The organism is Microbacterium sp. TS-1, from assembly GCF_000509385.1.
In the GTDB taxonomy this organism is placed as follows: domain Bacteria; phylum Actinomycetota; class Actinomycetes; order Actinomycetales; family Microbacteriaceae; genus Microbacterium; species Microbacterium arborescens.
On sequence record NZ_BASQ01000001.1, the window covers coordinates 2,526,707 to 2,544,589 of the forward strand.

At 70.1% G+C, this 17,883-nt stretch carries 19 protein-coding genes; 6 read left to right on the plus strand and 13 right to left on the minus strand.

The window, feature by feature from the left end; all coding sequences use genetic code 11:
- Nucleotides 1-23 precede the first annotated feature (23 nt).
- Nucleotides 24-989, plus strand: a complete 966-nt coding sequence (locus MTS1_RS16115) for a helix-turn-helix domain-containing protein (RefSeq protein WP_023954143.1) — start codon at nt 24-26, stop codon at nt 987-989.
- A 9-nt stretch (nt 990-998) separates the two neighbouring features.
- Here MTS1_RS16115 and lepB read toward each other — a convergent pair whose 3' ends face one another.
- The 6 genes from lepB to MTS1_RS11915 all read right to left on the minus strand — a co-directional run bounded on the left by lepB (nt 999) and on the right by MTS1_RS11915 (nt 5,368).
- On the minus strand, nt 999-1,712 hold the full coding sequence (gene lepB, locus MTS1_RS11900; protein ID WP_064955444.1) for a signal peptidase I: 714 nt from the start codon (nt 1,710-1,712) through the stop codon (nt 999-1,001).
- A 3-nt stretch (nt 1,713-1,715) separates the two neighbouring features.
- Nucleotides 1,716-3,239 (minus strand): polysaccharide biosynthesis tyrosine autokinase, encoded by a 1,524-nt coding sequence (locus tag MTS1_RS11905; protein WP_023954147.1) that lies wholly within the window; start codon nt 3,237-3,239, stop codon nt 1,716-1,718.
- Nucleotides 3,230-4,186 (minus strand): nucleotidyltransferase family protein, encoded by a 957-nt coding sequence (locus tag MTS1_RS16120; RefSeq protein ID WP_023954149.1) that lies wholly within the window; start codon nt 4,184-4,186, stop codon nt 3,230-3,232. The genes MTS1_RS11905 and MTS1_RS16120 overlap by 10 nt, the downstream gene beginning before the upstream one ends.
- A gap of 161 nt (nt 4,187-4,347) precedes the next feature.
- Nucleotides 4,348-4,497 (minus strand): hypothetical protein, encoded by a 150-nt coding sequence (locus MTS1_RS16650; RefSeq protein ID WP_023954151.1) that lies wholly within the window; start codon nt 4,495-4,497, stop codon nt 4,348-4,350.
- 47 nt (nt 4,498-4,544) lie between these two features.
- Nucleotides 4,545-4,700, minus strand: a complete 156-nt coding sequence (locus MTS1_RS16655; protein WP_157096448.1) for a hypothetical protein — start codon at nt 4,698-4,700, stop codon at nt 4,545-4,547.
- Nucleotides 4,697-5,368: a hypothetical protein gene (locus tag MTS1_RS11915; RefSeq protein ID WP_023954153.1), complete on the minus strand. Its 672-nt coding sequence runs from the start codon at nt 5,366-5,368 to the stop codon at nt 4,697-4,699. Before MTS1_RS11915 ends, MTS1_RS16655 begins: the two co-directional genes overlap by 4 nt.
- A gap of 363 nt (nt 5,369-5,731) precedes the next feature.
- Between MTS1_RS11915 and MTS1_RS11920 the strand changes: the two genes are divergently transcribed.
- A complete protein-coding gene (locus MTS1_RS11920; protein WP_023954154.1) occupies nt 5,732-6,592 on the plus strand; it encodes a helix-turn-helix transcriptional regulator in 861 nt (286 codons plus the stop codon).
- Here the strand turns inward: MTS1_RS11920 and MTS1_RS11925 are convergent.
- Nucleotides 6,568-7,878 (minus strand): UDP-glucose/GDP-mannose dehydrogenase family protein, encoded by a 1,311-nt coding sequence (locus MTS1_RS11925; protein ID WP_023954155.1) that lies wholly within the window; start codon nt 7,876-7,878, stop codon nt 6,568-6,570. The genes MTS1_RS11920 and MTS1_RS11925 overlap by 25 nt on opposite strands.
- Before the next feature lie 137 nt (nt 7,879-8,015).
- On the opposite strand from MTS1_RS11925, the gene MTS1_RS11930 reads away from it, so the two are divergent.
- Nucleotides 8,016-9,476, plus strand: a complete 1,461-nt coding sequence (locus MTS1_RS11930; RefSeq protein ID WP_023954156.1) for a YdiU family protein — start codon at nt 8,016-8,018, stop codon at nt 9,474-9,476.
- 126 nt (nt 9,477-9,602) lie between these two features.
- Nucleotides 9,603-10,199: an excalibur calcium-binding domain-containing protein gene (locus MTS1_RS16845; protein ID WP_233494923.1), complete on the plus strand. Its 597-nt coding sequence runs from the start codon at nt 9,603-9,605 to the stop codon at nt 10,197-10,199.
- 16 nt (nt 10,200-10,215) lie between these two features.
- Here MTS1_RS16845 and MTS1_RS11940 read toward each other — a convergent pair whose 3' ends face one another.
- Nucleotides 10,216-11,151, minus strand: coding sequence for an aldo/keto reductase family oxidoreductase (locus MTS1_RS11940; protein WP_023954158.1), 936 nt, complete (start codon nt 11,149-11,151; stop codon nt 10,216-10,218).
- 77 nt (nt 11,152-11,228) lie between these two features.
- On the opposite strand from MTS1_RS11940, the gene MTS1_RS11945 reads away from it, so the two are divergent.
- On the plus strand, nt 11,229-11,717 hold the full coding sequence (locus MTS1_RS11945; protein ID WP_023954159.1) for an SRPBCC family protein: 489 nt from the start codon (nt 11,229-11,231) through the stop codon (nt 11,715-11,717).
- Between the two features lie 43 nt (nt 11,718-11,760).
- Here the strand turns inward: MTS1_RS11945 and MTS1_RS11950 are convergent, their stop codons facing one another.
- Nucleotides 11,761-13,173 carry an HNH endonuclease signature motif containing protein gene (locus MTS1_RS11950; RefSeq protein ID WP_023954160.1) on the minus strand — a complete coding sequence of 471 codons (1,413 nt, stop codon included), beginning with the start codon at nt 13,171-13,173 and terminating at the stop codon, nt 11,761-11,763.
- A gap of 211 nt (nt 13,174-13,384) precedes the next feature.
- Nucleotides 13,385-14,929: a fibronectin type III domain-containing protein gene (locus MTS1_RS11955; protein WP_023954161.1), complete on the minus strand. Its 1,545-nt coding sequence runs from the start codon at nt 14,927-14,929 to the stop codon at nt 13,385-13,387.
- Between the two features lie 201 nt (nt 14,930-15,130).
- Here MTS1_RS11955 and MTS1_RS11960 point away from each other — a divergent pair, with 201 nt between their 5' ends.
- On the plus strand, nt 15,131-16,207 hold the full coding sequence (locus tag MTS1_RS11960; RefSeq protein WP_023954163.1) for an ECF transporter S component: 1,077 nt from the start codon (nt 15,131-15,133) through the stop codon (nt 16,205-16,207).
- A 72-nt stretch (nt 16,208-16,279) separates the two neighbouring features.
- On the opposite strand, the gene MTS1_RS16510 is transcribed toward MTS1_RS11960, so the two are convergent.
- The 3 genes from MTS1_RS16510 to MTS1_RS16520 are packed head-to-tail and all read right to left on the minus strand — an operon-like array spanning nt 16,280 to nt 17,501.
- The gene (locus MTS1_RS16510) at nt 16,280-16,678 is read right to left on the minus strand and encodes an ATP-dependent 26S proteasome regulatory subunit (RefSeq protein WP_023954165.1); all 399 of its coding nucleotides are present in this window, start codon (nt 16,676-16,678) and stop codon (nt 16,280-16,282) included.
- On the minus strand, nt 16,627-16,773 hold the full coding sequence (locus MTS1_RS16920) for an AAA family ATPase (protein WP_158497465.1): 147 nt from the start codon (nt 16,771-16,773) through the stop codon (nt 16,627-16,629). The genes MTS1_RS16510 and MTS1_RS16920 overlap by 52 nt, the downstream gene beginning before the upstream one ends.
- A gap of 11 nt (nt 16,774-16,784) precedes the next feature.
- Nucleotides 16,785-17,501, minus strand: coding sequence for a hypothetical protein (locus tag MTS1_RS16520; protein ID WP_023954167.1), 717 nt, complete (start codon nt 17,499-17,501; stop codon nt 16,785-16,787).
- Between the last annotated feature and the right edge of the window lie 382 nt (nt 17,502-17,883).

The window sequence follows — 17,883 nt, forward strand, 5'->3', positions numbered from 1 at the left end:
GCGATCGAGGGGGGAGGTGCAGCGTGAGCTACGAGCGCTACCCGAGTGCGCCGGGAACGCCGCCCCCCTCGTCGCGTCGGCCGGGCGAACCCTTCGCGGGCCGCCCAGCCGACACTCTCGCCCTCGAGTCGGTCGTGCTGAAGCGATACGAGCTCGCACGCGGCGCCGAGCGCGTCGTGCCGACGAGTGAGTCCCCCGTCCTGCATTGCATGCTCGTCGCGGCCGGGAGCGTGAGTGTCGCACCGACGCTCGATTCGCGCCGACGCCATCGTGCCGACGCTGGCCGGGGTCTTTTCCTGCGCTCGCGCTCCGACTATCTGCTCGCCTGGTCGGATGAGGCTGAGGTCATCGTGGTGTCGGCACCCGAGGCCGTGGTCGCCGCCTTCGGCGCTCCTCTCGACGAGAGCGACGGACCGCTGTTCGCGGGCGACTCGGCCCTGGTCACCCCCGCGACCGCCTACTTCCGTTCCCTGCTGTCCGGGGCGGCCCGGCCCGGACGTGTGGCGACCTACGCCCTGTCGCGGTTGAGCGAGGAGATGGTCGGCAGCCTGTTCCTCGAGCGAGCGAGCGTGGGAGCGGGGCCGGTCAAGGTGCAGCCCTCGCTCTACCGCCGCGCCCTCGCCCTCATCGCCTCGCGGCGCGCCGACTCCGAGCTGACGGTGCCGTCGCTCGCGGCCGAGCTCGCGGTGTCCCCCCGGCATCTGCAGCGGGCGTTCTCCGAACAGGGCACCTCGCCCGCTATGGAGATCCGTCGCCTTCGCGTCGAGCTCGCCGTGCAGCTGCTGACGGAACAACGCTACGACGTGCTGTCCGTCGAGGAGGTGTCGCGATTCGCCGGCTTCACGAGCGCCGACGATCTTCGCCGAGCGTTCCGGCTGCAAGGGGAGCCCTCCCCGACCCGAGTGCGTGCGCAGCGCCGGGCCCCGCGCACCGACCGGCGCGGTCTGCATGCTCTGCCCCCGCTCGCGGCGCCCGCGGCGCCCGCGTGAGGCCGACGCCTACGGCATCCCCCATCGGGTCACCGGCCAGAAGCGGAAGAATGCTTCGCCGATGATCTGTTCCCTATCCACCGGTCGTGCGCACGAGGCGGTGTCGGCGCTGGCACCGCCTCGGCAGGCCGCGAGCGAGTCGGCGGAGTTCGCGCGGCTGTCGCCCAGAAGAAGGTACTCGTCGGAACCAAGGTGGATGGGAGGGAAGCAGCGCGACGAACGGGGGGCGGTGTCGCAATCGAGCACACCGGACTCGAACGGAAGATCGTGCGTGACGTAGGGCTCGTCGAGCGGCTCGTCGTCGATCGTCAGTCGGCCGACGGCGTCGCAGCACGCGACCGTCTCACCGGGGCCGGCGACGATTCGCTTGACCAGTGCGTCGCCGTTGCTCGGGCCGAAGCCGAAGACGTCGCCGAACCACCCGGCGGCCGCGCGCCACGGGCTCTTCTCTGCCCGTGGTGCGTCGCGCCATGACTCGGGGCGCTCGAACACGACGACGTCGCCGCGGCTCGGAGGGCCGGCGATGCCGAGACGGTCGACGAGGATGCGATCGCCCGGCATGAGGGTCTGCTCCATCGAGGCGGAAGGCACCTGGTACACCTTGACGGCGAACGACTGCACGAGCGCGATCACCAGCACTGCCGCCGCGAGGTGTGCGAGTGGATGGCTCGCTGCACGTCGCCAACGTCGGCGTGCCGGGGCGGCGTCGGGCGAGGCCGTCACGGTTCAGCGCCGGGCGCGGCGTGCTCGCCGCCCATCGGGCAGGACCTGCCCGCCGACCGTGACGACACGTGAAACCGCTGCGGTCGCCGGCGTCGGAGCCAGATCCGGCACGGTGTCGGCATCCTCGGTGCGGTAGTAGGCGCCGGTGTACTGGTAGCCGTAGTACGCCGCGCCGCTGCCCTTGCGCGGCACACGGTTCAGGACGACACCGAGAGCACGGCCGCCGGCGCGCTCGAGATTCTGCTGCGCCTTCTTCAACGCGTCGAAGGTGGTGCGGCCCACGGTGGTGACGATGATCGCGCCGTCGGTTCGGTTGGTGAGGACCGCGGCATCCGTCACCGGGATCAGCGGCGGTGCGTCGACGATGACCACGGCGTCGCGACTGAGGGTCTCCATGAGGTCGCGCATGCGCTGGGATCCCAAGATCTCGCTGGGATTCGGCGGGATCTTGCCGGCAGCCACGACCCGCAGCGAGCCCGACCGGCCGACCGGCTGCGCGACGTCGTCGAACGTGGCACGGCCCGCCAGGATGTCGGTCAGGCCGGCGTCACCGATGAGGTGGAAGATCGTCGCGACCATTGGCCGGCGCAGGTCGCCGTCGATCAGGACGACCCGCTGCCCGCTGGCCGAGAGCGTGATGGCGAGGTTCGCGGCCGTCGTCGACTTGCCCTCGCCGGGGAGGGGGCTGGTGACGACCAGGATGCGGGGCGGGTTGTCGACGTCCATGAACTGGATGTTGGTACGCAGCTCGCGCACCGCCTCGGAGACCGCGTACAGGTGCACGTTCCTGCTCGACGATGTGTTCGCTCCGTCGAACGGGATCAGCCGGTTCTCTGCGGTGAAGGACTTCTCCTCGGGGATCGCGCCGACGACGTTGAGCCCCGTCTCCCGCTCGACGCCCTCGGCGGAGCGGATGCGGCGATCCAGCGTGAATCGCAACAGAGCGTAACCGATGCCCACGACGAGGCCCACGAGGCCACCGATGGCCAAAGCGAGGCGGACGTTCGGGGAGCTGGGGGTGGTGGGAAGACGCGCCGAGTCGGCGGTGACGAGCGTGATGCCCGGGTTCACACCCGTGCCGCCGGACTCGATGTTCTCGATCTCGATCTGCATGCCGCGGATCCAAGCCCCCGCGAGGTCGCGCGCCGCCTCCGGGGTCGGCCCCGTTGCGTCTACCTTGATGACGACGGTGTCGAGCGGGTTCGAGACCGAGACGCGGCGAACGAGGCTCTCCGGGCTCACATTCAGGCCGAGCTCTTCACGAGCATGCTCGCCGACGGCACGCCATGTGCCGACGTCGACGTAGGACTTGACCTTCGACTTCGCGAGGTTGTCGCTGACGTACTCCGAGCTGCTGTCGTTCTGCCCCTCGGCTTTGACCGGCGTCACATAGCCGCTCGCATCGGCGGTGTAGACCTTGGGCTGGATCAGCGTCCAGGCGAACGCGACGACGACGCCGAGGATCAGGCACAACGACAGCGCGATCCAGTGCGCCCGCAGGATCCGCAGATAATCTCTCAGTTCCACCGTGGTCCCCCCGGCTCGATGCTCGTGTTTCGAGTGTTCAGCGTCATGGCCCCCAGTGCTCGCGGCACGGAGCGGACTCCGCGGCCCCAGCGCCGCAGGCGTGCTGCGGTGCGCCCGACTGTCGTGTCGACGGTCTCGGGCCGGCTCAGGAGGAGATCGGAGCGGCTCGGCCAGATCGCGCGGGACGCGATGACGGCTCGGTCCAGGCCCCGAGCGTCACGCAGAGCCGCGAACCAGAAGTACGACCCGAACGACCCCGAGGCGACCCGCTCGCGCCACCGCCGCGCCGCAGCCGAATCGCGCTCGCGGGGATTGACGGGCACGACCACGCCCATGCGCCGGAACACCTCGGCCAGTGTCGCGGCCGTTCCTGTCCTCGATGCGAGGCCGGGCAGGTGCGCCCGTTCTGCGGGTGTCAGGACGACCTTCACGAGAGCTTCGAGCTCGGTGACGTGACGCGCCTGCCGTCGAGTGCCGCGCAGGGAGTGGAGCGCGAGAATGACGATGTTGGACAGGCGCGAAGGCACCGTGCAGGAGCGCTGAGCAAACACGCTGGTCTCGTGCTCGGCCCAGAGGGCGTCGAATGCGGTACCGGGGTCGACGAGCATGCCCGGGTAGTGACGGTGCACGTCGAGGTCGCACGGCCAGTAGGGATGAAGGAACGTGCGCGAATGGACGCTCGTGAGCCGTCCGATGAGCGGTGCCGGGCGCTCCTGCCATCCGCGCGCGACGATCTCGGCGCACAGCCGGTCGAACGCGACCGGCTCGACGAGGACGTCGACGTCGGAGGACGTGCGTTCGGCGCGCAGTCCCTGTCGCGACAGCGTCGGCCCCTTGAGGAAGAGCACGCGGACACCGAGGCCGTCGGCGAGTTCCTGCACCCATGCATGACCGAGGTCGACGCCGCTGCGAAGAGCGAGGTTCAGCGCTGTCTGATGTGGGGGCATGTGTCTCTCGGGTCGGTGGTGGGGCTCATTATCCCGACAGCCCGCGCCTTCCGATCAGCGTCCCAGCGACAGATCCGAGAGCCGATCAGCGTCTGAGCGACACGATCGCCTCGCCAGGCAGTGCTGGGGCGACATCGCGCCCTCTCATGCGGTCACGGCCGTCACCGCGGCGTCAGGAGAAGCGTCGTGACGAACACTCCCAGAGCCACGATGACGACCACGACGACGACGATGGCCCAGCCCGGAAGTCCGCCGTAGTCGCGGGTCCACCAGGACTGGCTGCCGTAATCGGAACGCCGTGATCGCTTCATGGCGGCAACGGTACGCCCGGTTCGGGCCTGATCGGGTGTCGGGCGGGTTACAAGTCGAGGATGATCGCGAGGGAGAACAGGAGGGTGCTCGCGATGGCGGTGAGCATGACGGCCAGCCCCCAGCCGGGAAGACCGCCGTACTCTCGACGCCACCACGACGTGTGTCCATCGTGTCCGCGGCGTGCCCGCGTGCTCGTGGTCACAGGATGCCGGCGCCCAGCGGAACGCTGATCGACGTCTGAGCCTGGTACGTGGGGCCGCTCGCGAAGGCCACCGTCAGCGTGACCGGGAAGGTCGCAAGCGCGCTCACCGCGATTCCGGAGTTGGATCCGGACAGGCCGAACTCGACGGGGATGCTCAGCGTCCCGTTCGAGGGCACGGACACGGCGCGGGTCGTGACGAGGGTGGTCACCGGGAAGCCCACGCGCGCCCCGAGGAGTGTGTTGTAGCTGACCGCGTTCTGCGCTGCGACATCGGTGCCCCCCAGCGCGGCGACGCCGAACCCACGGGCGCGGCCGACGGGCAGATTGAGCCCTGAAGGACGACCGACGACGATCGTGATCGTCGCGGTGTCGTCGATGGCTCCGGCTCCGTTCGTGATCGTGAACTGGGTGGGCACAGTGATGAGCGCACCGGCCTGGACGGCACTGGCGCCGTCGAGCACCCGCAGGCTCAGCAGACCCGTCTCGTCGTCGGTCCACGCGAGTCCCGCGTTCTGGACGGAAGCGGATGCGAGCGGCGCGGCGACGCTGAGGGCGATGACGGGGGCAGCCCACGCGACGCCCTTCATGAGCGTCCGGCGGTTCACGCCGGCGTCGGGCGCGGGGGTGATTTCGGGAGCGTTGTCGGCAGGGCCGTCGGTCAGCGACATGGTGTTCTCCTGGTAAACGTGCATCGGGTCTGCCCGAAGCGTTGCGCTTACGCGATGGAGCGGTGACGAGAATGACGGAATCCGGCGGCATCCGTCACAGATCGGTCGCCAGGCGTCACACGCGACTCCCCGCCCCGGGGGCGAGTGGTCGATGGAGCAGCTGCGGGGTGGCGCTCAGCGACAATTGCGTGACGTCGTGCGACACGCGTCGCCCGGTCGCCGGGGAGTGCACCGCGGGGGTGGTGACAATGAGGAGAACGGGAGGGGGCAGCCGTGCGTGATCTCATCGCTGGGGACGGTGCATCCGATAGCTGGTCACGAGGTCCGCGACGACTCGACGTCATCTCGACCCAGGGTGTGCGCGTGGCTCACATCGAAATGCGTCGCGTGCAGCTGGGCCCGGGGGCGGTCACGCTTTCGCCGCTGCGAGAGGAATCAGCGCTCGTCGTGTTCCCCTCGGACGGCGGCGCGTTGATGAGTCGTGCTCCGATCACCGAGCCTGCGCGGCGGCTCGAGACGGGCGAAGCGATCTTCCTGTCGACGCGCGTGCCGCACATGGCGTGGTGGGAGGAGGAGATCACCCTCCTCGTCGTGAACGTGTCAGCCCGGGAGGAACCGGCGAGGGTCCTCCCGGACACGCATCTCGTCGAACCCACGCGACGCTACCTCGAGTCGCTCCTCGACACCGACGCGGGCGTCGACGCGGCGACGCAGCATTCTCTCGCCTGCGCGGCGGAGCACATGATCGACAGCCTGTTCGCCGAGCGCACGGCCCGGGAATGGGTGCGCTCGCGAATACCGATGTCGCTGTTCTCGCAGGCCTCATCGATGATGGCGGCGACCCGCGCCGACCCGTCCGTCACGCCCGAGTCGATCGCGGCGCACCTGGCGGTGTCGATGCGGCACCTGCAGCGCGCCTTCCAGGCGCACGCGACATCGCCCTCGGGCGAGCTGCGGCGGCTCCGGCTGGACCTCGCGGTGCAGCTGCTGCGAGCCGACCGCGACCGCGCGCTCACGGTCGCCGAGGTAGCCAGCCGGGCCGGCTTCCACAGCATCGATGCGTTTCGCCGTGCGCTCCGTATCGAGAACCTGCCCTCGCCGACGGAGCTGCGCGACTCCGACATCCGCGTCGAGAACCCGCGCCGCAACGGGTGGCGACTGCTGGGCGTCCCGGGAACATCGGGCCGTATGACGTCAGATCAGGGGCGCCCCATACCCCGGTAGTCCCAGCCTGCTGCACGCCACGCGGCGGCGTCGAGGCAGTTGCGGCCGTCGACGATGAGCCGGCCGGAGGTGAGGGTCGCGGCGTGGGCCGGGTCGAGCTGACGGCGGTACTCATCCCACTCGGTGACGACGATGACGGCGTCGGCGGCGCGCAGTGCCTCGTCGCGGTCCTCGACGTAGTTGAGCTGCGGGTGGACGCGGCGGGCGTTCTCGATCGCTTCGGGGTCGGTCACGGTGACCCACGCCCCGAGGCCGTGCAGCCGGACGGCGACGTCGAGGGCAGGGGAGTCGCGGGTGTCGTCGCTGTGCGGCTTGAAGGCGGCGCCGAGGACGGTGATGTTCTTCTTGAACACCGATCCGCCGAAGGCGTCGACCACGAGGTCGACGGCGCGATCGCGCCGGCGCATGTTGATGGCGTCGATCTCGCGGAGGAACGCGACGGACTCGCCACGGCCGAGCTCCTCGGCGCGGGCCGAGAAGGCGCGGATGTCCTTCGGCAGGCAGCCGCCGCCGAAGCCGATGCCCGCTCCGAGGAAGCGGCGGCCGATACGGGCGTCGTGCCCGATCGCGTCGGCGAGCGTCGTGACGTCGGCGCCGGTGACCTCGGCGATCTCGGCCATGGCGTTGATGAAGCTGATCTTCGTCGCGAGGAAGGCGTTGGCGGCGACCTTGACGAGCTCGGCGGTGGCGAGGTCGGTGACGATGAACGGCGTGTTCTTGGCGACCGAGGGGTGGTACACCTCGCGCAGGATGTCGGCGGCGCGCTCGCCCTCGGCGCCAGTGGGGACCCCCGCGACGAGACGGTCGGGGTCGACGGTGTCCTGCACCGCCCAGCCCTCGCGCAGGAACTCCGGGTTCCAGACGAGCGTGGCACCGGTGGGGGTCACGCGCTCGGCGAGCGTGGCGGCGGTGCCGACGGGGACCGTCGACTTGCCGGCGACGATGTCACCCTCAGCGAGGTGCGGGATGAGCGCGTCGACGGCGGCGTTGACGTAGGTGAGGTCGGCGGCGTAGCCGTCCTTCTGCTGCGGGGTGCCGACGCCGATGAAGTGGACGGCGGCGCCGGCAGCATCCGCCATGTCGGTCGAGAAGCGGAGCCGGCCCGACGCGAGACCCTCGCTCAGGATCTCCTGCAGACCGGGCTCGAAGAACGGTGCCTCTCCGTTCGAGAGGGAGGCGATCTTGCGCTCGTCGACGTCGATCCCGACGACCTCGTGCCCGATCGATGCCATCGCTGCGGCGTGGACCGCTCCGAGGTAACCGCAACCTATGACCGACAGACGCATGGTGCTCGCTCTCTGCGGCCCCGAGCGGACCGCCACACATTCCTATCAAGAACGCATGACGGATGTGTAAACCGCTCCCGTGAACGACGGTGTCGCAGCGCGGCCCTCGGTCGTCGCAGCGCGCGTAGCCTCGGTGCATGCATCCCGTCACGTTCACGCTGTCGCACGACTTCGCCGACGCGTTGCCCGCGCTCGCGCGGCCGTGGTCGGCCGACCCGGCGCCGGAACCGCGGCTGCTCGTGCTCAACGAGGGGCTCGCCGGCGGGCTCGGACTGGATGCCGGGTTCCTGCGCAGCCCCGCGGGGGTCGACCTCCTCGTGGGCGCCGCGCTGCCCGACGGTGGGCAGCCGGTCGCGCAGGCGTATGCCGGTCACCAGTTCGGGGGGTTCTCGCCCCGCCTGGGTGACGGCCGGGCGCTGCTGCTCGGCGAGCTGACCGCACCCGACGGCTCGTTCCGCGATCTGCACCTCAAGGGTTCCGGGCCGACGCCCTTCGCGCGCGCGGGTGACGGGCTCGCCGCGGTCGGCCCGATGCTGCGCGAGTACGTCATGAGCGAGGCCATGCACGCCCTCGGCATCCCGACGACCCGCTCGCTCGCCGTCGTCGCAACCGGGCGCGAGGTGCAGCGCGAGACGGCGCTCCCGGGCGCCGTGCTGGTGCGGACCGCATCGAGTCATCTGCGCGTGGGCAGCGTCGAGTTCGCGCGGGGGACCGGCGACATCGCGGTGCTGCGTTCCGTCGTCGACTATGCGATCGCGCGGCACCACCCCGAGGCGGCGGGCGAGGAGATCGCCGCGCTGGGACTGTTCCGCGCGGTCGTTCGAGCACAGGCCGACCTCGTGGCCCGATGGATGCTGGTCGGCTTCATCCACGGCGTGATGAACACCGACAACATGACCCTCTCGGGCGAGACGATCGACTACGGTCCGTGCGCGTTCCTCGACGCGTACGACCCGGCGACCGTCTACAGCTCGATCGACACCGGCGGGCGCTACGCCTACGGCAACCAGCCGTACATCGCGGAGTGGAACCTCGCCCGGCTCGCCGAGGCGATGCTGCCGCTGTTCGACGACGAGCTCGAACGCGCGGTCGAGCTGGCGCAGGGCGTGCTGGCGGAGTTCCGGCCCCGGTTCGCCCAGGCACGGGCCGCCGGCATGCGGCGCAAGCTCGGCCTCGCCGATGCGCGAATCTCCGATGAGCAGGTCGAGGCGCTCGCCGGCGACTTCCACGAGATGCTCGAGCGGAAGCGCGCGGACTACACCTCGACGTTCCGGTCGCTGGCGGATGCCGCGCGAGGCGACGCCGCCGGTCTCGAGGCGGCGCTCGGCGGGGACGCGGCGCTGGCCGGCTGGTTGGGCCGGTGGCGGGCCCACGATCCCGACGCCCACGTGATGGATGCCGCGAATCCGATCTACGTGCCGCGGAACCACCTCGTCGAGGAGGCGCTCGCCGCGGCGACCTCCGGGGACCTCGAGCCGCTCGGCTGGCTGACGACGGTCCTGTCGACGCCGTTCACAGCGCGCCCGGGCGCGGAGCGGTACGCTCAGCCCGCAGGTCCGGACTTCGCGGCCGGCTACCAGACGTTCTGCGGGACCTGACCGGAGCGTAACGCGACGCCGCCGATCCGCATTGCGACGCTCGGGCGAGCGGCCGTGGTGCAGTGACGCTCGGCCCGCGATGATCACGGCGGGGCTGCGCGGGGCGCGGCGATGGGGGAGAAGTACATGTCCGAATCCAGCCTGCGTACCGACAGCAAGCCGACGTTCCTGGCGCGTCCGATGTCGCGCAAGGCGGCGCTGATCACGTCGGCATCCGCGCTGGTCGCCGGACTGCTACTCGGCGGCGGGGCCGGCGGCGCCGGAGCCCAGTCCGAGGTGACGTCGCTGAAGGACCAGGTGACCTCGCTTGAGACGGACGTCGCCGACGCCGAGACCGTGGCTGTCGAGAACGACACTGCGCTGACCGAGGCCCGCGCGGATCTCGACCGAGCGCTCGGGGACCTCGCCACGGCGACTGCGTCGCTCAAGACCGCCACCGACCAGGTGACCGAGATGCAGACCGCGGCGACGGCGTCGCAGACCGAGCTCGACGCCCGCGCCGCGCGGATCGCGGATCTCGAGGGTCAGCTGTCGGCCCGGACGGTGCAGGCACCCGTTGCTCAGGCGCCTGTTGCTCAGGCGCCCGCCGCGCAGGCGCCGGCATCCGTGTACTACGACAACTGCACGGCTGCCCGGAATGCAGGTGCCGCCCCCGTCCGGGCGGGTGACCCCGGTTACGGGCGGCACCTCGACCGCGACGGCGACGGCATCGGCTGCGAGTAGGCAGGGCTCCCCGGGCTCAGGGCACCTTGTGCCCGGCGGCTTGGATGAGTCCGTACCACTCGCCCCGCGTCAGGGGGATGTCGCTGCCCTCGGCGGCATCCGCGACGCGCTGAGGATTCGTCGTGCCGAGCACGACCTGCATCCCGGCAGGGTGGCGGGTGATCCATGCGGTCGCGATGGCGGTCGGGGTGACGCCGTACTTGGCGGCCAGTTCGTCGAGCTTGGCGTTGAGCACGGGGTACTCCTCGGCGCCGAAGATGACGCCGTCGAAGAAGCCCTTCTGGAACGGCGACCACGCCTGGAGCGTGATGCCGTTGATACGCGAGTAGTCGACGAGTCCGCCGCCGTCACGGGTGATCGAGTCGTCTTCGCCGGCCATGTTCGACGCGAGCCCTTGGGCGATGATCGTCGAGTGGGTGATCGACAGCTGCACCTGGTTCGCCACGAGCGGCTGGGTCACCGCCGTCTTCAACAGGTCGATCTGACGGGGCGTGTGGTTCGAGACGCCGAAGGCGCGCACCTTGCCCGATGACTCGAGGTGGTCGAACGCGCGGGCGACTTCGTCGGGTTCGACGAGAGCGTCGGGACGATGGAGCAGCAGCACGTCGATGCGGTCGGTGCCGAGCGCTTCGAGCGACTCCTCGGCGGAGGTCACGATGTGCTCGTACGAGTGGTCGAAGTGCCAGTCGTCGGCGACGATGCCGGTCTTGGTCTGCAACGTGATCTCGTCGCGCTCGGATGCCGTGAGCTTGAGCGCTTCGGTGAAGCGCCGCTCGCACGCGTGGCGCGAGGAGCCATAGAGGTCGGCGTGGTCGAAGAAGTCGACACCGACCTCGCGGCAGCGGTCGTAGAGGGCTCGGATGTCATCGTCGGAGAGCTCCTCGATCCTCATCATGCCCGCGACGACGTTGGGGACCTGGATGTTGCTCCGACCGAGGGGGACGCTGCGCATGATTCTCCGTTGATTCAGGGGCGGGACGGTGGTGCTGCTCTTTCAGTATGCGCGCCGGACCGTGCCACGATGGGAGAGTGCCGGTCGTCGAGTCGCGTTGCGTCGTGCCTGTGCCCGCCGACGTCGCGTTCGCTGTGTCGCAGACGCAGGGCGCGGTGCGCAAGCGGTGGGATCCATTCATTCGGCGACAGCACCTGATCGGCGCGGAACGGCCCGCGAAGGGTGTTCGCACGTACACCGTGCAGCGCTTTGGGCTGGCAATGGAGAGCGAGTACGTCTCGTACAACCCGCCGTCGAACGTCGGGATGAAGATGACGAAAGGTTCGTGGTTCTTCGCGCGTATGGGCGGCGGGTGGCGGTTCAGTCCGGTCGAGGGCGACCCATCGCGTTCGTTGGCCGTGTGGCGCTACAACTTCGCCTGCCGCCCCGCGTGGCTCGCGCCGCTCGCGGAGCGCATCGGCAGCGTCATCCTGCAGCGCGACATCGACCGTCGGATCGCCGGCTTCGCGCGCGGATGCGAGGATCCCGTCGTGCTCGCTGAAGCGGAGCGCCTCCGGATCGCATAGACGGCCGCGCCGGGCGCGCCGGCGAGTTCGTGAAGAGCCCGGGTCAGAAGGGCGGTGGCTCGTCCCTGCAAGACCCGGGTGGCGGACCGGCGGGATCGGGAACGAAGCACACGGACGGAACCGGCACGTCTTCTCGGTAGATCCGGCCGAGGGGTGAGGTCCATTCGAGAACCCCGCCGCCGATCTGTCTGACTTCCCATTTCGTGAATTGCTTCATCGAATGGTGTCTTTGGCACAGGTGGGCGAGGTTGAAGATGTGGGTGTGCCCGCCGAGGGCGTAGTCGATGGTGTGGTCGAGCTCGCAGCGGATCGCCGCCCTCCGGCATCCGGGGAACCGGCAGTGCTGATCTCTCGCCTTGAGCAGTCTGCTCATCGCCGCGGTGGGTCGGTAGGTGTCGACCTCGACCGGTGTGCGGGTGATGGGATCGATGAAGAGCCGGTTCCAGATTCTCGCCCGGCCGGCGAGCTTGCGGGCGGTGTCGGCGTCGATGAGCGCGGCGCCTACCAGTTCGGCGGGGGCCTCGTCGGCGCCGGTCACCGTCTCAGAGGTCAGCGTCACCTGAACCTGCGCCCGGATCGCACCCAGCGGCCCCGCGGTGTCGCTGCCAGAGGTGGGGTCGACGGCCGGAGCGCCGCCGAGCAGCAGGTCGCCGAGGATGTCGGCGCGCAGCTGATCCATCGTGCGCACGTCGGGCGCCGCGGCATCCGCAGACTCCGCACCCGCGGCACCATCACCCGCAACGGCATCTCCCGGCGCAGCATCCGCAGGTGGAGACCCGTCGGTGGCGCGCGCATCCTTGACGGACTGCGCCATGGCGGTGAGGCGGTCGTGGATGCCTGCGGCGATGACGGTCGGCAGGGTGGCGCCGAGCTCGGACATGCCGTCGGTGCCGTGGGTCACCCAGACGCGTCGCTTCGCCGTTGCCGTGCGGTGCCGCTCGGCGAAGGACTCGGATCCCATCCGCGCAGCCAGGTTGCGGAGCGCCTCGCGCACCCGTGACGCGATGTCACGCTCGCAGATCGAGATCGCCTGCAGCGCGTAGTCGTCGCGGATGTCGTCGGCGAGGCCGCATCCCATCCGGACGACCGCATCGACATGGTCGCGCGTGATGCGCTGCTGCTCCCACGCCTCGAAGACAGCGGGGAAATCGTCGACGATGGTCAGTGCGTGGTCGATCTCGCTCTGCGCGCGACGGTCGTGCGAGCGTCGCACCCCGGCGACCTCGGCGGCGATCGAGCGCATCTCCATGTCGGAGCCCATACCGCGCGGCCGCGTTCGCGAGCGCGCTGCCTGCCGGAGGGCGCTGCGCCCCGCCTCGGCGAGAGCGCGCGTCATCGCGATGTGGGCCGCGTGAAGCAGCTCGTCTGCTTCGGAGACCCGGTCGACGACACCGGCGTATGGCGACGCCGACGAGCCGGCCTGCGGATCGTATGAGCTGTCGCCGTTCGATGTCATGTTCCCATTCTGCCCGGGGGGTCGGACATTCACATCGAATATTTGTACGTCTGTGGAGGAGCTTCTCGTTGTCGAATTGTGGAGGAATCGGCGGCCTCTGTCGGACGGCGCACGCAGCGAAATGCGGGCGAAGCGAAAGGGCGCAGTGAAAGCATGTGCGGGGCACCGCCCCCCATGGTCGGTGCCCCGCACATCGTTCTCTCGATGAGCGTCAGTCGACGACTCGTCGTCTCGCGATCACCAGCCCGCCGGCCGCGAGAAGCGCCGCAGCCCACACAGCGAGCTCCCACGGCGCCGCACCGCCGGTCGATGCCAGAGCGCGCGTCTTCGCCGCCGACGCGACAGAACCCGCAGCCGAGGTCGCGCCGTCTCGGCCCTCCGACGCAGACCCGTCAACCCCAGCGCCAGCCCCAGACCCGGCACCCGCTCCGGCCCCAGCGCCGGGCCCACCCGGGCCACCGGTCGCGGGCTGAGTGGTCACCTCAGCGGCGCGCACCTCGACAGGGCTCCAGCCGAGCGTGCTGCCGTCGCCCGCGGTGAGTGCGAGGCGGTGGGCGCCCGCGGGGATGTCGGCGGGAAGGGCGAACGTCGCGATGCCGTCTGCCGTGACCGTGGCCACGCCCAGATATCGCGGCTCGGAGAACAGCCACCCGTGGATCGCCATACCCGCCAGCTCGCGTCCGACGTTCGCCCTCACCGTGGTGCCGGGGACGGATGCGCCGTTCACGACGACCCCGCCGCGGTTATCGCCGGTCAGCGCGTCGGGATCGGGCGCGGCCGGTCCGGTGACGGGACTCGTGGATGCCTGCACCGAGACGGGCGCGCTCTGCCCCGCGGCGTTCCGGGCGACGACCGTCAGCGTGTATGTCGTCGAGGGCTCGAGGCCGGTGAACCCGAAGCGTCCGAGACCCTGCACGTCGTCGACCTCGCGCGTTTCGGTGCGGCCACCGCCCGTGAGGGTCGCGGTGTAGGTGGTGGGCAGATAGAACGGCCAGACCCCCTCCGGGAACGGGTTCTGCAGCGGGGCCGCCCAGATCTCGCCGAGCAGCGCCGTGGGGCTACTGTCACGGATCGTCACCGTCGGCTCGCCGGGGACCTCCGGCACCGCGAACCGAATGTCGCGGGCGCCCGTCGAGCCGTGACTGTTGTGCAGGCTCGCCTCGATCTCGTACGTGCCCGGCTTCAGCCCGGTCAGGATGAAGACGGTTCGGGTCGTCGAGGTGCGCGTGATCGGCTCGCCGCCGTCCATGGGACGGACGATGAGCTCGTATCGCTCGATCGGTCCGCGCTCGCCGATCGGGCCGACGCCGATCTCGGCGCCATCGACCCGGATGCTGATCGTGACTCCCGTCTGCGGCGGCAGATCGGCGACACTGTCGTCGTCATCGTGGCCCGCACCGGACCCGTCGTCATTCACGTAGCCGGGCGCCGCACTGGCCGCCGCGGGCTCAGCGGACTCCGGTGCGGGTGCGGGTGCGGATGCGGATGCGGGTGCGGATGCGGATGCTTCGGCGGTGACGCGCTCCGCGGCATCCGGTTCCCCAACCGGCTCCGCGGCTTCCGGGTCGGCAACCAGCGCCTCAGCCGCCACCTCGGCACCTGCCACCTCGACTTCGGCTGCCGCGGTCGGCCCCGCCGGTTCAACGTTTCCGGCCGGTTCGTCGGCATGCGCCGGGAGCGCCATACCGGCGACGACGAGCGTCGCTGCGATCAGGGCGGCCGAGGCCGCGGCGAGGGAGGGATGTCTTCTCTTCATGGATCCTCATCGAGAGCGAATCGCGACCCGCGCCCCAGTCGGCGAGCCGTCGCTCTCACGCTGGCATCGGTCGCCCGACGAGGCGGGCCGTTCGGGCCCGCAACGCGCGTGTGCGAACAATCCCGAACACCCCGGCGGCCAGTGTCGATAGAGTGATCGCCGCGGGGCGAGGGGATTCGCCGCGCGTATGCGGTTTGCGACATGCATCCGTTCGAGGGCGGGGGAGCGCACGTGCAGGACGATGACACGCGATTCGGCGAGCCCGATTCACTCGACGCGATCGCGCGCGATCTGCTCGCGCTCAAGGATGCCGCCGGGCCGGTGTCGTACGCCGAACTCGTCCGTCGCATCGCACAACTGCGCGTCGAGAGGGGCGTCAACCCGGCGGCCGCCACGCCTCCGCGTACCACGGTGTACGACGCGTTCCGGCCGGGCCGGGCCCGGGTCGACATCGGGCTGCTGCGCGACATCGTGCTGGCGCTCGGCGCAGATTCAGACGAGGCCGACCGCTGGATCCGCCGCTATCAGCAGGCACGCCGGCCCGATGATGTGGCTCCCCGGGTCTCTCCGCCGCGGCGTCCCCGTCCCGCGAGCGAATCACCTGTCGCGCCGACCTCGCTGACCGTGCCGCCGCCGCTCGTCTCCCGGCGGGTGCAGGCGCTGATCATGTTCGGCTGCCTCATCGTCAACTTCATCGGCATGTCGACGGTGCAGCTGCTCCACTTGCCGATCTACCTCGACATGGCGGGCACCGCGGTCGCGGCGATGGTCTTCGGTCCCTGGGCGGGAGTCGTCGTCGGGCTCAGCACGAACGTGTTCGGCTTCGTCGTGGGCGCCCCGGGGGCGGCTCCCTTCGCGCTCGTGAACATCGCCGGAGCGCTCGTTTGGGGGTACGGCATCCGCCGGTTCGGCATGGGAGCCGACCTCTTCCGCTACGTCAACCTCACTCTGCTCGTGGCGGTGGCGTGCTCGCTGGTAGGTGCTCCGCTAGGCGTCCTCATGTTCGGCGGGTACTCCGGCCACGGTTCCGACAACGTCACCTCGTCGATCGCCGGACTCGGCCTGCCCGTCGTCGCCGCGGCCTTCTCGGCCAACATCCTCACGTCGGTCATCGACAAGATGCTCTCGGGGTTCATCGCGCTCGTCGGCATCGCGATGCTGCGCAGCCGGGTGAGCATCCCCACCGCGCAGATCCCGCTCGTCGAGCGGCTGATCGTGCAGAGCGGACAGGTCTCGGGCAACCGGAACGGCTGGTCGCCCGGAGCGGTCGCGCGCTGACGTCGCTCGCGTTCCACCGCCCGGCTCGAGGCGGAGGTGCGCTGACCGGGGGCCGGCCCATCGACGGCCTCTTCAGCCGCCCGCCTCGGCACCGAGCATCCGCCGTGTGAGGTGCTGGCGTGAGTCCATGAGCCCGTCGAGCGCGCGAGTGAGATGCTCATCCGTCACAGGCTGGCCTTCGATCGCGGCGGCGAGCACAGCACGGCGGATGAGCTCCCTCGCGAAGGACCCCGTGACTCCCTCGGTGGCGGCAGCGGCCGAGCTGATCGCTGCATCCGAGAAGGGCAGACCTCCGGCGTAGCGGCGCAGCAACTGCTCGCGCTCACGGCGACCGGGGCGGGGGATCTCGACCGCGAGGTCGACGCGTCCCGGTCTCTCCGCGAGAGCGGGCTCGAGGACCTCGACCCGGTTCGTCGTCATCACGAACGTGACGTCCGCGTCGCCCGCAAGCCCGTCGAGCGCTTCGAGCACTTCGAACAGCAGCGGCTGACGGTCGCATCCGTCGCGCGCGAGGCCAGATGGCAGATGGTGAGGGTCTTGCCCGTTCCAGGCGGGCCGTAGAGCAAGACGCCACGCTTCAGATGCTGACCCGAACGGCGCAGCTCGTCGCGATGCTCGCCGATCCCGATGACAAGGTGAGCCCCTCGTCGAGCACCCCGTCGGCCAGGACGATGTCATCGGCCGCCACCGACGGTCGCGGCAGGAACGTGGCGCCCGCCTCGTGGCCGAACTGGGTGGGCTGGAAGGAGAGCACCTGGCCGCGCAGAACGCTCTTCTCGATCATCACTTCGCGCACCTGTGCAAGGAACGCGCTCGTGACGTCGTGGTCGTCGGCCAGCACCTCGAGGGTCGCCGAGTCGCGACCGGAGCGGGGGAATGCCGCGCGCTGCAGCATCGCGAGGGGAGTCCCCTCGAACACGAGGAGCCAGATGCCCATCGCCACGACCCGGCGCGTGCTCGACGGTCCGCTCGCGCGCTCGGCATAGTCGACCGGACCCGTCTGGAAACGCGCGTACGGGTTGGCGATCAGCTCGGCGAAGCTCTGATGCAGTCGCTGCTCACCACCACCGACGCCGATGAGCGTCCCCTCCGCCCCGGCCAACTTCTGGAGAGCGATTTCTGCATCGACGAGACGATGATCGGCGATCGACTCCGCGACCACCGCGATCTGCGACGCATCCGCACCCACATGCTCGGAGACGACGTCGCCCAGCGGTGTTCGTTTCACCGCGTGCTGGTCGTCGCTCTCCGACGCGGCGACGCGCTTCAGATAGGCCGCGACGGCGTGGAGCATCTCGCGGTCGAGTTCATCGGTTATGAGGCTGCCTCCCGCGTGAACGGTATCGAACCGGGGGGGGGTGGGGGGGCAGTCAGGCAGAGATGTATGCAGCTTCCATCTCGGCCCTCGAGCTGCGGTGGCAACATCTGAGAAGCGCCAGCCAACGGCAGGTCGTGGGCTCGAAACAATGCGACGGTATGCTTGCCCTTCGGCGGCCTCGTCGGCGGCTACGTGCGGTACCGCACATGTCGCTCGACGTGATCGCTGACTGAGGCGCTGGAGCCGTCGCTAAGCCACCCCCCAGGAGAGGACAGCCCCGGCATGAGATCTGTCTATGTGTCAGCCACCGGCCAGACCGACAACTTAGGTGACTCTCTCCTCCGACGCGGATATCTCG

Excerpts from the sequence above, each read along its gene's own strand:
- MTS1_RS11950 (WP_023954160.1), bottom strand. The coding sequence starts at position 13,173 with ATGACATCGAACGGCGACAGCTCATACGATCCGCAGGCCGGCTCGTCG.
- MTS1_RS16845 (WP_233494923.1), top strand. The coding sequence starts at position 9,603 with ATGTCCGAATCCAGCCTGCGTACCGACAGCAAGCCGACGTTCCTGGCG.
- MTS1_RS11925 (WP_023954155.1), bottom strand. The coding sequence starts at position 7,878 with ATGCGTCTGTCGGTCATAGGTTGCGGTTACCTCGGAGCGGTCCACGCC.
- MTS1_RS11960 (WP_023954163.1), top strand. The coding sequence starts at position 15,131 with ATGCATCCGTTCGAGGGCGGGGGAGCGCACGTGCAGGACGATGACACG.
- MTS1_RS11930 (WP_023954156.1), top strand. The coding sequence starts at position 8,016 with ATGCATCCCGTCACGTTCACGCTGTCGCACGACTTCGCCGACGCGTTG.
- MTS1_RS16120 (WP_023954149.1), bottom strand. The coding sequence starts at position 4,186 with ATGCCCCCACATCAGACAGCGCTGAACCTCGCTCTTCGCAGCGGCGTC.
- MTS1_RS16650 (WP_023954151.1), bottom strand. The coding sequence starts at position 4,497 with ATGAAGCGATCACGGCGTTCCGATTACGGCAGCCAGTCCTGGTGGACC.
- MTS1_RS11940 (WP_023954158.1), bottom strand. The coding sequence starts at position 11,151 with ATGCGCAGCGTCCCCCTCGGTCGGAGCAACATCCAGGTCCCCAACGTC.
- MTS1_RS11955 (WP_023954161.1), bottom strand. The coding sequence starts at position 14,929 with ATGAAGAGAAGACATCCCTCCCTCGCCGCGGCCTCGGCCGCCCTGATC.
- MTS1_RS16520 (WP_023954167.1), bottom strand. The coding sequence starts at position 17,501 with ATGCTCCACGCCGTCGCGGCCTATCTGAAGCGCGTCGCCGCGTCGGAG.
- MTS1_RS11915 (WP_023954153.1), bottom strand. The coding sequence starts at position 5,368 with ATGTCGCTGACCGACGGCCCTGCCGACAACGCTCCCGAAATCACCCCC.